Below are 12,397 nucleotides of genomic sequence, written 5' to 3'. Positions count from 1 at the left end.
CCTGATACCTCGCGCCAGGGTGCTGGGCCGCCGTCGGGTAGCAAATGGGAGGGTTACCAGCTGATGACGTGGGGGACGCTCACGTGCTTGAGTCCTTCGACTCCGAATTCGAGGCCGAAGCCGGACTTCTTCACTCCACCGAAGGGCACTCGCGGGTCGACAGCGCCGTGCTTGTTGATCCATGTCGACCCGGCCTGCAACCTGGCCGCGACCTTCTTGCACTCCTCGATATCCGTTCCCCACACCGAGGATCCGAGCCCCACCTCGAGTTCGTTGGCCCATTCGATGGCCTGCTCGAGGTCGGTGTACTTGATGATCGGCAGGGCCGGACCGAACTGCTCCTCGGCGACGAGCGGGTTGTCGTTGTCGATGTCAGCCACGAGCGTCGTCGGGTAGAAGTAGCCGGGCTGATCAGCGGCCGGGTCGCCGCCCATGAGCACGCGGGCTCCCCCATTCTTTGCGGCGTCGACGAGTCGAGCGACGATGTCGTACTGCTGCTTGTTCTGCAGCGGGCCGAGGACGTTCTCCTCCTCGAGTCCGACGCCCATCGGGGACTGCCCGGCCACCTCGACGAGGGCTTCGCAGACCTGGTCATAGAGGGATTCCGGGACGTAGAGGCGCTTCATCGCGGCACAGGTCTGGCCGGTGTTGATGAATGCGCCCCAGAACAGGTCACCCGCGATCGCCTTGGGGTCGGCGTCCTCGAGGACGATGCCCGCGTCGTTGCCGCCGAGTTCGAGGGTGATCCGGGCGAGCTTGTCGGCGGCGGTGCGCATGATCGCCTGACCGGTCTTCGTCGAGCCGGTGAACATGATCTTGTCCACACCATCGTGACTGGTCAGTGCGGCGCCGACCGCGCCGTCGCCGGGGACGACGGAGAGCACATCGGCCGGGAGCGCCTGGTTGACGACGGCTACGAGTGCCTGCACGGACAGCGGCGTGTACTCGGAGGGCTTGAGCACGACGGTGTTGCCCATCTTCAGCGAGGGGGCGAACTGCCACACGGAGATCATCATCGGCCAGTTCCAGGGACCGACGGCCCCGACGACGCCGACGGGATCGTAGCGGAGCTCGGCATGGGTCTCCCCATCATCGACGAGGATCTCGGGCTCGAGTTCGAAGGCGGCGTTCGCACGCAGCCACGCCGAGCAGGCACCGACCTCGAATCGGGCGTTCGGCCCGTTGAGCGGCTTGCCCTGCTCGCGGGAGAGCAGTTCGGCCAGCGCTTCGGCCGAGGCTTCGACGGCGTCGGCGGCTTTGTTGAGCAGGTCGCTGCGTTCGGCGATCGGACGAGCGGCCCACGCGGTCTGCGCTTCCCGCGCCGAGGCGACCGCTGAGTCGATGTCGGCGGCGCTGCCTTCGCGGGTGCGGCCGACGACCTCGCCGGTGGCGGGGTCGAGGATCTCGCGTCCGGCGGGATACTCGATGGCGGACAGGAGGCCCGCCGTGGTCGTGAGGTCGGCGGTAGTGGCGTCGGTGGTCATGATGCTCCTTCTTTCGTGGTGACTGAACGGTGTGGTCGGTGGTTTCTCATGCCAGGCGGGTTCTCATCCCAGGGAACCACCGGATCCGATTCCTGCGTAGAGCTGCGGTCTCGACGAGCGCAGCATGATCGCCCAGATCATGCCGATGAGTCCTGGGACGAGCACGATCGCGGGCAGCAGCCAAGACAGCACGGAGGTTCCCTCCAGGCCGATGAGGACGTTGAAGTTGATGACGATGGACACGAACAGCGTGAACAGCCCGATCGCCGAGAGGCCGGGAGCGATCGCCCTTGTCCACAGCGAGTACTCACCCGCCTTGGTGCGGAGGAAACCGATGACGGCGAGGGCGGTGAGCGCCATGAGGAGGACGAGGCCGAAGGCGCCCATGTTCGTCAGCCAGGTGAAGAGCGTGACGACGGGGAACAGCGGGTCGTCGCTGCCGGAACCGACCGCGGCGAAGACGAGGATGACGATGAGCGCGAGCCCCGACTGGGCGAGCGATCCGGCGACCGGCGCACCGGTCCGCTTCGAGGTCCGCGCCAGCACAGAGGGCAGGACCCGGTCGCGGCCGAGCGCGAAGAAGTAGCGAGCGACGATGTTGTGGAAGGCCACGAGGGCGGCGATGAGTGAGGTGAGGAAGAGGAGGTTGGCGAGGTCGACGAACCACACGGGCGCATGCTCACCGAGGAAGACGAACATGAGGTCGGGACCGAACTGCTGGGACCGCCCGATGACCTGCGAAGCCCCTTCGCCGACGACCATCGCCCAGGCGGACAGGGCATAGAAGACGGCGATGATGCTCACCGCGATGACGGTGGCCCGGCCGGCTGTGCGCCTGGGATCCTTGACCTCCTCGTTGTAGATCGCACCCGATTCGAAGCCCATGAACGCGGCGATCGAGAACGCCAGCGCGGCTCCCACACCGGGAGCGAAGAGCTGATCGACCATGAGACCGTCGGCCGTGACGCCTTCGGGGCTGTGGATGAGGCCGATGAGGTCGAAGACGATGACGACGAGGAATTCGGCACCGACGACGATGCCGAGCACCTTCGCGGAGAAGTCGACGCGGAGGACACCCATGACGCCGACGATGACCCAGCCGATGAGGGCGCAGAGCCACCAGGAGACCTGCAGTCCGAATAGGGTGTCGAGGAACGAGGAGAAGACGAACCCGAACATTCCGGCGATGCCGATCTGCATCGCGTTGTAGGCGACCAACGCGGTCAGAGCCGCACCCATGCCGACCGGCTTGCCCAGCCCCTTGGAGATGTAGGCGAAGAAGGCGCCGGCGTTGTGCACGTGCCTGCTCATCGCGGCATAGCCGATGGCGAAGAGGATGAGGACGATGCCGAGGACGACGAAGGAGAGCGGAATCCCCGTCAGCGAGGTGACGGCGAAGTTGCTCGGCACTCCGCCGGCGACGACCGTCAACGGCGCCGAGGCGGCGATGATCATGAAGACGAGCGCGGGCACCCCGATGCGCCGCGAATCGAGACCCGCAGTGACCGCGTGCGTGGAGGGTTCCGTCGTTGGCGGGGCCTCTGCGCCCCGGGGATTCAGACCGTCATTGGTCGAATCCGAACTGAGAATGCTCATGTGATCCACCTCATAGTGATGACTGTTGCCAGTCTGGATCACCGAGGGGTGCGGAGTCTTGGCTTTGCAGGCGGAGTTCTTGACGATCGGCGCAGGCGACCGTCCACGGCCGCCCGGGCCGACGTCAATCGCGCAGGGCGCTCCGCCGGAATCCGGCAGGCGGCTGCCCGACGACGCTGCGGAAGAGTCGTGAGAAGTGTGCCGGATCGCCGAGCCCCCAGCGGGCGCCGATGGCGGCCACGGGCACCTGCCGCTGCAGCGGGTCGGCGAGGTCTTGGCGGCATCTCTCGATCCGACGGCGGCGGATCTCGCCGGACACCGACTCCCCCGAGCCCTCGAAGATCTGGTGAAGGGTGCGCACCGACATGAAGTGGGCGGCCGCGATGGTCGAGGGTGAGAGCTGCGGGTCGGCGAGGTTCGATTCGATGTGGTCGATGACCTCGGCGCGCAGGATCTGCTTCTCCTCCGGCGCGCCCGAGCCGGAGAGTTCGTCGGCCATGACGGTGGTGAGCAGGTCGACGACGTTGCCGGCCAACCGTACTCCGACCGATCGGCTGAGCGTCGGCAGCATCGCCCCCGCCTGCGAGATGACCTGGGCGGCCACGGCGCCGAGGCGGTGGTCGGCACCGATGGGCGTGGCGGTGAGCTGACTGACGATGTCGACGGGCATCGTCACCCGCGAGCGCGGGAACATCATCACATAGGAGGAGAAGTCGGAGTCGAAGCTGAGCGTGTACGGCCGTGAGGTGTCGTAGATGGCCAGCGAGCCCGGGGCGAGCGCCATCTCGCGGCCGTCCTGGATGAGCAGACCGTGGCCTTCGAGCTGGAGGGAGACCTTGAAGTAGTCGTCGCCGGCATGCACGGCATCACTGCGGGAGATGAGTCCCGGCGTGCGCAGCACCGCGTGCGGATCGGCTCTGATGTGCGACATCACGACCGCGTCGTAGTCGCGGGCGCTGATGCGTCCGGTGAAGCCGCCTCGGCGCTGGGGTTCGGTGTCGAGCGGCACGAAGGAGTCCGAGACCAGGCTCTGCCAGCCGTCGAAGTCCGAGGCGGTCCCTTCAAGCAACATGAACGTCCTTAGCGATTCCCTTGACCGCCGACCCCTGCGTCGGCGATCACCGTGCGGCCACTCTATCCCCAACCGGGCGGCCAGTCACGACCATCCGACGAATTACCGACTATTCGGTCGTTTTTTACCGCATGGCGCGTTGTCTCGTGTTCAGGCGCCGGCGCCCGGGTCTCCAGGCGCCCGAGCCCGTAGTCGAGCTGGGCACGGAATCCGTCGAAGTCGAAACGGCCACCGCCGACGATCGCCATCGTCTGCGCGCCGAGCAGGTAGGTGAGCAGAACATCGGCCTCCCGGGCCACATCGACCTCGGCGCGGAGGGAACCATCCTCACGCGCCTCGCTCAGCCACGCGACGATCCACCCCTCCCACAGCTCCATGGTCACCGCGGTCGTGCGCGCATGATCGGGATTCTGGGCCACCTCGGCGAGGTAGGACAGCACCACCCTCGCCTCCTCATGGGTCTCCTCGGTGACAGGCAGGACCTCACCGACGAATGCCCGCAAAGCGGCCATTCCGCGCAGACCGGCGGTGGATTCCTCCACCCGACGATTCGTCGCCTCGAACACGTCGAGGTAGGTCGCGGCGAGCAGATCGGACTTCGCACCGAAGTAGGTCTTGATGACACCGTTGGCGAATCCCGCCTCGGCGGCGATATCGCGCATCGTCGCTCCCGAGAGCCCCTGTCGCACGATGATCCGGCGGGTCGCGAGCACGAGGTCGCGGCGACGCTGGTCGTGATCGACGATCTTGGGCATGGCTCCTCCGGTTCGGTCGGTGTCAGTGTTTTGTCGGTGTCGGGTTCAGGGTCGGTGCCAGGGTTGCCGTCATTGTCGCAAATCGCACCACCGTCGACTGCGTAGTCCGAGGCGACCCCTTGACTTTATTTTCTACGAGTGTAGCTTTTAACATGAAACGAATCACAGACTCCGTTGCAAAGGTGCACCATGTCCTGTCACACGACCCCTCACGCCGCCACGGCCGAGACCCCCACGACGACGCCTTTCTCGCTGGCCTCAGAAGCCGAGATCACCGCCGTCACCGCGACCCTGCGCGAAGCCGGTCACTTCCCCGACACCGCCCGGATGGCCTACCTCGGCCTGCTCGATCCGGTTCGCGGAACCGAGCGATCCCCGGACGTCGTCGACCGTCGATTTCGCGCTCTCGTTCTCGACAAGACCGCCGGAACGGCGCTCGACATCGTTGTCTCCGTCACCCGCGGCACCGTCGATTCCGTCACCGAGGTGGACTCCACCATCGACGGCGAGTTCCCCGTCATGGAGGAGGAGTTCGAGGTCGTCGAGGCCGTACTCGCCGCCGATCCGACTTGGCAGCAGATCCTCAAGCGCCGCGGCCTGCCCCTCGAAGAGGTTCGCGTCGCACCGCTGTCGGCCGGGGTCTTCGAGTATCCCGAGGAATCGGGACGACGGATCCTCCGGGGACTGGCCTTCCATCAGCAGCATGAGACCGATTCGGCGTGGGCGCATCCGATCGACGGCCTCGTCGCCTACGTCGATGTCACGAATCGCACGGTCGATCAGATCCTCGACCTCGAGGACGTGCCCGTGCCGGTCGAGCACGGCAACTACACCGACCCGGAGCTGACGGGACCGGTGCGCACTACGCAGAGGCCGATCGAGATCACCCAGCCCGAGGGGCCGAGCTTCAGCCTCACCGACGGCAACCACATCGAGTGGGAGAAGTGGTCGCTCGATGTCGGCTTCGATATGCGAGAAGGCCTCGTACTCCACAACGTCAGCTTCGATGACGGCGAGCGCCGCCGCAGGGTGCTCGACCGGGCGGCGATCGCTGAGATGGTCGTGCCCTACGGTGACCCTTCGCCGGTGCGGTCGTGGCAGAACTACTTCGACACCGGCGAATACCTCGTCGGGCAGTGGGCGAACTCGCTCGAACTCGGGTGTGACTGCCTCGGCGACATCACGTATCTCTCCCCCTGGGTGGTCAACAACCTCGGCGAGCCCCGGCAGATCAAGAACGGCATCTGCATGCATGAGGAGGACGCTTCGATCCTCGCCAAGCACTCCGATCTGTGGTCGGGGGTGGCGTACACGAGGCGCAACCGTCGTTTCGTCGTCTCGTTCTTCACCACGGTCGGCAACTATGACTACGGCTTCTACTGGTATCTCTACCTCGATGGCACGATCGAGTTCGAGGCGAAGGCGACCGGAGTGGTCTTCACCTCGGCGCTGCCGAACGGGTCGAGCGACTTCGCGTCGGAGATCGCTCCGGGACTCGGTGCCCCGTTCCACCAGCATCTCTTCGGAGCCCGTCTCGACTTCGCCCTCGACGGCAGTCGGTGCCGGGTCGAGGAGGAGGACGTCGTGCGGCTGCCGGTCTCGGAGGACAACCCGCGCGGCAATGCGTTCTCCCGGTCGCGGACGGTGCTGAGCACCGAGCTGGCCGCTCAGCGGGACGCGGATCAGTCGAAGGCACGAACCTGGGTGGTGACGAATCCGGAGTCGACCAACCGCCTCGGCGAACCGGTGGGCTACAAGCTGCACCCGACGGGCCTGCCGACACTGCTCGCGGCCGAGGACTCGTCGATCCATCGGCGGGCGACGTTCGCGTCGAAGGCGCTGTGGGTGTCGCAGTATCACGAGGACGAGCGCTATCCGACCGGGGACTTCCCGAACCAGCACTCCGGACATGCGGGCCTGCCCGCGTGGACTGCGGCCGATCGCAGCGTCGACGGTGAGGACATCGTGCTCTGGCACAGCTTCGGCCTCACGCACTTCCCGCGGGTCGAGGACTGGCCGATCATGCCCGTCGACACCGTCGGCTTCAAACTCCGACCCGAGGGCTTCTTCGACCGCTCCCCCGTTCTCGATGTCCCGGCACCGGAATCCGGCGGCCACTGCTGCGAGTCCTAACCGTTATTGCTACCCGACGGCGGCCCAGATACCTCGCGCCAGGGTGCTGGGCCGCCGTCAGGTAGCAGGGAGAGGGCGAACGCCGCGGAATTGACGATCCGTGCGCGGCTGACCATCTCCACTTGGCGACGCGCGCGGATTCTCCGCCGACCACTTCCGCCTCGGTGACCTGCCTCACTAGCCTGACGGCATGACTTCCACAGCCGAGCACGCGAGCACCGCCGCCGCAGCCATCAGCGACCACCCCGAGAACTTCCCCACCGCGCTGCCGACCAAGCACTTCGACTACATCGTCGTCGGCGCCGGTTCCGCCGGCTGCGTGATCACCCGCCGCCTCCTCGACGCCGGCAAGAAGGTGTGCCTGATCGAGGCAGGCGGCGATGAGACGAACCCGAACATCGATCACCTCAACAACCTCGGCCTCATCTGGCACTCCGCCCAGGACTGGGACTACTACACGACCCCGCAGCCCGGCGCGATGAACCGAAAGATCCACCTCCCCCGCGGCAAGGTCCTCGGCGGATCCAACGCGCTCAACGCCGTCATCTGGGTCCGCGGCGACGCATGGGACTACGAACAGTGGGTCGCCGCCGGCTGCCCCGGCTGGTCCTGGGACGAAGTCTCCCCCGTCTTCCAGGCCATCGAGAACTTCGACGGCGAGATCACCGAGACCCGCGGCACCGACGGCCCCATGGACGTGCGCATCGACTACGAGCGCAACCCGCTGCAGAACGACATGCTCGAAGCCGCCCAGCAGACGGGACTGCCGCTCAACCCCGACTACAACTCCGGCAGCGTCGAGGGGGTCGCGAAGATCCAGCTCAACGTCCGCGACGGCAAACGGCTGAACACGTGGCGGGCCTACCTCAAGCCCCGCCTCGGCGATGGGAATCTCACGATCCTCACCTCCACCCACGCCCGCCGCCTCCTCATCGACGAGTCCAAACAGGTGACCGGCCTCGAGGTCGATTTCCGCGGTCGGGTGGGCACGCTCACCGGCACCGAGGTGGTGCTCACCTCGGGTGCGCTGGCCTCCCCCGAGCTCCTGCTCCGTTCCGGGATCGGCCCCGCCGAGGAGCTGCGCGAGGTCGAGGTCGAGCCCGTCCACGATCTGCCCGGGGTCGGCAAGAACCTCCAGGACCATTGGCTCTCTCCCGTCGTCTTCGCCACCGGAGACACCGAGGTGCCGATGGGTGAGGTCGCGCCCGCCGAGGTGCATCTGTTCTGGAAGTCGAAGCCCGAGCTGCCCGTGCCCGACACTCAGCCGCTGTTCTTCTCCGTGCCGATGTACGCGCAGGATTCGGCGCCGGCGGCACAGATCGGACCCGGGCCGGGTGGCGCGTTCACCCTGCAGGGCGGGCTGGTGCGTCCCGAGAGTCGCGGCGAGGTGCGACTGAGCGGACCGAATCCGCAGGATCCGCCGATCGTCGATCCGCAAGTGCTCTCCGAACAGGCCGACGTCGACGCACTCGTCGCCTCGGTCAAGCAGTGTCGTGAGATCGGCCGCGCCGAGGCCCTGGCACCGTGGACGCCGACCGAGATCTTCCCTGGTCCCGAGGTCGCCGATGAGGACCTCGAGGACTATGTCCGCGGATCCGTCGTCACCTATCACCACCAGGTCGGCACGTGCCGGATGGGCCGAGACGAGTCCGCCGTCGTCGATCCTTCCACCTTCGCCGTCCATGGGCTGTCGGGACTGCGCATCGCCGATGCCTCGATCATGCCGCTCGTGCCCACGGGCAATACGAACGCCCCGACGATCATGATCGCCGAGCGCGCCGCGGCAGCCCTCGTCGGCTCACCCGCCGAGGGAATCACCGCCCCCTGACTCCCCCTTTTGCTACCCGACGGCGGCCCAGATACCTCGCGCGAGGGTGCTGGGCCGCCGTCGGGTAGCAGGGACTGGTAGGTTCGTGTTCGTCGGTGGGCTGCGAGCGAAAGAGGAACCGAGTGGACGAGGGAAGCGATGCGAGCGTTCCCGCTCAGGACCTTCTCGTCACCATCGGGGCCGGTCTGCTCGCCGGAGGGATCTCCTCGGTCGATGTCGAAGACGCCCTGACCGGGCTCGCCCCTGCTGTCGGCCTCAGGTCCATCAACGTCGCGGCCCTGCCCAAGGGGCTCTTTCTCACCGTCGGGTCCGACAGCGCGACTCGGTTCGAACGCATCGGCCCGGACCTGCGCTTCGACCAGACCGCGAAGCTGCTCGACATCGTCGATGCTCTGAGATCCCGCCGGCTCGGCATCGATGCCGCGCGGAGGATGATCGACACGGAGGTCTACGGCACCGCCCCGCGGTGGCCGGTCTGGCTCTCCCACCTCGGCGCGGTCCCGATCGGCATCGGGCTGTGCCTGCTGCTCGAACCCGGACTCGTCAATCTCGCCTTCGCCGCGATCGGCTCACTCATCGTCGCCGGGGTGCTCGCCATCAACAGCCGCCATGCCAGCCTCGGCCCGCTGCTGCCCGTGGCCTCGGCGTTCATCGTCGGCGTCCTCATGCTCATCGGCTACCGACTCGACTGGCTGGAGAGCCCCCTGCGCACGATCGTCGCCACCCTGGCGCTGCTGCTGCCCGGCAGCGCCGTGGTCACCGGGCTGACCGAGATCTCCGCCGGTGCACTGTCCGCCGGCAGCTCTCGGCTCGTATCCTCCACGGTGCAGTTGGCCATGTTCATCGCCGGTGTCGCCGGGGCCGCCGTCGTCACGGGCACCGGCGCCGAGGCGCTCGCGAACTCCCAGCTGACCGACTCCACCTGGTGGCTCTCCGCCCTTGGGGTGGCCGCGGCGACCCTGGGGCTCATCCTCTACCTGCACACCCCGCTCGAACACACCGTGCCGATCGTGCTCACGATCGCCGCCGCGGCCCTTGCCCAGCTGGGTCTCGGTGCCGAGTTCGGTGCGGCCATCGGCGGTCTCGCCGGGGCGCTGACTGCTTCGCTCGTGGCCGTTGTGCTCTCACGGGTGCCGACAGGACCGATCTGGCGGATCAGCTTCGTGCCGGCCTTCCTCATCGTGGCACCCGGGTCGTTCGGCCTGCTCAACGCCTCGCAGATCGAATTCGGCGACGGATCCGGAGTCGCCGGCAGCCTGCTTGCCGCCGCGACGACGTTCTTCACGATCGCCATCGGCACCGTCATCGGCTCGGCGCTGGCCCACGCCGCCGAGCCCAAGGACGAAATCGTCGCCTGACAGCTCCGTGCTACCTGACGGCGGCCCAGCAACCTTGCGCGAGGGTGCTGGGCCGCCGTCAGGTAGTTTTGGGAGTGCGGGAGGAATCCTCAGGAAGTTTCTTCCTCGGCAAACGGTGCCGAGACCAGGTCGAGTCGTTCGATCTCATCCGCGCTGAGCTCGAGTGCGGGTGCGGCCATGAGCGAATCGAGCTGCTCGGGCGTACGAGCCGAGGCGATCGGTGCGGTCACATCCTTGGCCAGAAGCCAGGACAGCGCCACCGTCGTCGGCTCCACTTCATGCGACTTCGCGATCGCCACGAGGTCGTCGACGACCTTGAGTCCCGCGGAGTTGAAGTAACCCTGCACCATTCCACCGCGATCGACCCCCTCGAGATCGGCCTCCGTGCGGTATTTGCCGGTGAGGAAACCGGCAGCGAGGCTGAAGTAGGAGAAGACCGCGAGGTCACGACGCTGAGCCACCGGCCGCAGATCGGTCTCGTATTCGTGACGGTAGACGAGACTGTACTGAGGCTGGAGGGCCACCGGCTTGACCAGCTCTTCGTCCTCGCAGGCGGCGAACCACGCGGCCAGACGCGCCGGAGAATAGTTCGACACGGCGATGTGCGAGGCCTTTCCGGCACGCACGATCTCATCGAAGACCCGGGCCACCTCGGCGATGGGGGTCACCTCATCGTCACGGTGGGCATAGTAGAGGTCGACGTGATCGGTCTGCAGGCGTTCGAGCGAGGCGTCGATGGCGGTCCGGATGTAGTCGGGGTCCTGGGTCTGATGATCGGGATGATCGCCGACCTTCGTGGCGATGACGACGTCATCGCGGTTGCCGCGGGCAGCCAGCCAGGTGCCGATGATGGTCTCGGATTCGCGTCCGGTGTTCCCGGGCACCCACGCCGGATAGGACTCAGCGGTGTCAAGGAAGTTTCCGCCGGCGGCGACGAAGGCGTCGAGGACGGCGTGGGACTGCGCCTCGTCAGCCGTCCATCCGAATGTGTTCGTGCCCAGATTGATCGGGAAGATGGTCAGATCGGTGCCGGGGATGACTGTCTGCTGCGTCATGATGCTCCTGGAATCGTCGTACTGGATCGTGGTCCCAGCCGGACCACCTGCCAGGCACAACCCGTCGACCGCGGGGATTCATTCCACTGTCTCAGGATGCGATCAGCCGGCATGGGGCCGGAGCGCGGAGACGACGTGGCGTCGGCCTACTTGAGCAGTCGATCCATGCGCCGGTCGCTCAGCCGCTTCCCGCCGGTCTGGCAGCCGGGACAGTAGTTGAGTGATTTGTCGGCGAAAGACACCTCGGCGATGGTCGTCCCACACACTGGGCACTGCTGGCCGGTGTGACCATGGATGCGCATCAGGCGCTTCTTGGCGGCCTTGATCTTCGATGCCGGGAGGCCGATGAGTGCCTCACGCGCGTCCTCGAGCACCCGCACGATCGTCGCGTACAGGCTCACCGGGTCGACGCGCTCGGCCGGGGCGAACGGCGAGAGCCGGGCGGTGTGGAGGATCTCGTCGGAGAAGGCGTTGCCGATGCCGGAGATGAGCGACTGGTCCTCGATGACGGTTTTGATATGTGCCTTCGTCGACCGGAGAATATCGGCGAAAGCCTCGGCGTCGAGGGTGAGCGCGTCCGGGCCGAGGTGGGCGAGCGCGGGCACCTCGCCGAGGTCGCGGACGAGGGCGACGGAGGCATTCTTCTTCGTCCCCGCCTCGGTGAGGTCGAACCCGGCCCCGGAGGCCAACCGTACGCGCAGACCCAGCGGCCCCTTGCCCATCTTCACCGGTCCGACCGGCACCTCGTCATGCCAGACCAACCATCCGGCCCGGGCGAATCGGCAGACGAGGGAGAGTCCGTCGAATTCGATGATGAGGGCTTTTCCTCGACGTGTGAGACCGGTGATTTCGAGCCCGGCGAGGGCCTCGAGCGGTGGGTCGACGGTCTTGAGGATGCTCAGTTCGGCGACCATGGCGCGTTCGACGAAGTCGCCGACGATCCGCGGACGCAGGTCGGCGACGAGCGCATCGACCTCGGGCAGTTCCGGCATGGGACCAGTATGCTCCTCCCCCGGGACAAACCGATAGCCTCCTTGAGAACGCGAGTCCTCAGGACTAGCGTGGACGGACCACCGGAACCGGCGTGGTGTGAATGGACCACATGGTTCCGATGGA

At 66.8% G+C, this 12,397-nt stretch carries 9 protein-coding genes; 3 read left to right on the top strand and 6 right to left on the bottom strand.

Going from position 1 to position 12,397, the window contains the following annotated elements; all coding sequences use genetic code 11:
* Window positions 1–53 precede the first annotated feature (53 nt).
* From HK401_RS09690 to HK401_RS09675, 4 genes are all read right to left on the bottom strand, one after another.
* The gene (locus HK401_RS09690) at window positions 54–1,484 is read right to left on the bottom strand and encodes an aldehyde dehydrogenase family protein (RefSeq protein WP_181274473.1); all 1,431 of its coding nucleotides are present in this window, start codon (window positions 1,482–1,484) and stop codon (window positions 54–56) included.
* A gap of 63 nt (window positions 1,485–1,547) precedes the next feature.
* Window positions 1,548–3,080, bottom strand: a complete 1,533-nt coding sequence (locus HK401_RS09685; RefSeq protein WP_181274472.1) for an APC family permease — start codon at window positions 3,078–3,080, stop codon at window positions 1,548–1,550.
* Between the two features lie 124 nt (window positions 3,081–3,204).
* Window positions 3,205–4,152, bottom strand: coding sequence for an AraC-like ligand-binding domain-containing protein (locus HK401_RS09680; RefSeq protein WP_181274471.1), 948 nt, complete (start codon window positions 4,150–4,152; stop codon window positions 3,205–3,207).
* A 62-nt stretch (window positions 4,153–4,214) separates the two neighbouring features.
* Entirely contained in the window at window positions 4,215–4,907 is a 693-nt protein-coding gene (locus HK401_RS09675) for a TetR/AcrR family transcriptional regulator (protein ID WP_181274470.1), read from the bottom strand.
* Between the two features lie 189 nt (window positions 4,908–5,096).
* On the opposite strand from HK401_RS09675, the gene HK401_RS09670 reads away from it, so the two are divergent.
* The 3 genes from HK401_RS09670 to HK401_RS09660 all read left to right on the top strand — a co-directional run bounded on the left by HK401_RS09670 (window position 5,097) and on the right by HK401_RS09660 (window position 10,226).
* On the top strand, window positions 5,097–7,040 hold the full coding sequence (locus tag HK401_RS09670; protein ID WP_181274469.1) for a primary-amine oxidase: 1,944 nt from the start codon (window positions 5,097–5,099) through the stop codon (window positions 7,038–7,040).
* Window positions 7,041–7,230: 190 nt separating this feature from the next.
* Window positions 7,231–8,868, top strand: a complete 1,638-nt coding sequence (locus HK401_RS09665; protein ID WP_181274468.1) for a GMC family oxidoreductase — start codon at window positions 7,231–7,233, stop codon at window positions 8,866–8,868.
* Between the two features lie 122 nt (window positions 8,869–8,990).
* On the top strand, window positions 8,991–10,226 hold the full coding sequence (locus HK401_RS09660) for a threonine/serine exporter family protein (protein WP_181274467.1): 1,236 nt from the start codon (window positions 8,991–8,993) through the stop codon (window positions 10,224–10,226).
* Window positions 10,227–10,315: 89 nt separating this feature from the next.
* On the opposite strand, the gene HK401_RS09655 is transcribed toward HK401_RS09660, so the two are convergent.
* Both HK401_RS09655 and HK401_RS09650 read right to left on the bottom strand, forming a co-directional pair.
* Window positions 10,316–11,281 (bottom strand): aldo/keto reductase, encoded by a 966-nt coding sequence (locus HK401_RS09655; RefSeq protein ID WP_181274466.1) that lies wholly within the window; start codon window positions 11,279–11,281, stop codon window positions 10,316–10,318.
* A gap of 146 nt (window positions 11,282–11,427) precedes the next feature.
* A complete protein-coding gene (locus HK401_RS09650; protein ID WP_181274465.1) occupies window positions 11,428–12,273 on the bottom strand; it encodes a DNA-formamidopyrimidine glycosylase family protein in 846 nt (281 codons plus the stop codon).
* Between the last annotated feature and the right edge of the window lie 124 nt (window positions 12,274–12,397).

Source organism: Brevibacterium oceani (assembly GCF_013623835.1).
Classification (GTDB): domain Bacteria; phylum Actinomycetota; class Actinomycetes; order Actinomycetales; family Brevibacteriaceae; genus Brevibacterium; species Brevibacterium oceani.
Note: the sequence above shows the minus strand (reverse complement) of the source record. Positions and strands in the feature narration are given on the sequence as shown.

Bases quoted from the DNA above. Each gene is read 5' to 3' on its own strand.
- HK401_RS09670 (WP_181274469.1), top strand. From the start codon at position 5,097: ATGTCCTGTCACACGACCCCTCACGCCGCCACGGCCGAGACCCCCACG.
- HK401_RS09680 (WP_181274471.1), bottom strand. From the start codon at position 4,152: ATGTTGCTTGAAGGGACCGCCTCGGACTTCGACGGCTGGCAGAGCCTG.
- HK401_RS09665 (WP_181274468.1), top strand. From the start codon at position 7,231: ATGACTTCCACAGCCGAGCACGCGAGCACCGCCGCCGCAGCCATCAGC.
- HK401_RS09685 (WP_181274472.1), bottom strand. From the start codon at position 3,080: ATGAGCATTCTCAGTTCGGATTCGACCAATGACGGTCTGAATCCCCGG.
- HK401_RS09675 (WP_181274470.1), bottom strand. From the start codon at position 4,907: ATGCCCAAGATCGTCGATCACGACCAGCGTCGCCGCGACCTCGTGCTC.
- HK401_RS09655 (WP_181274466.1), bottom strand. From the start codon at position 11,281: ATGACGCAGCAGACAGTCATCCCCGGCACCGATCTGACCATCTTCCCG.
- HK401_RS09650 (WP_181274465.1), bottom strand. From the start codon at position 12,273: ATGCCGGAACTGCCCGAGGTCGATGCGCTCGTCGCCGACCTGCGTCCG.
- HK401_RS09690 (WP_181274473.1), bottom strand. From the start codon at position 1,484: ATGACCACCGACGCCACTACCGCCGACCTCACGACCACGGCGGGCCTC.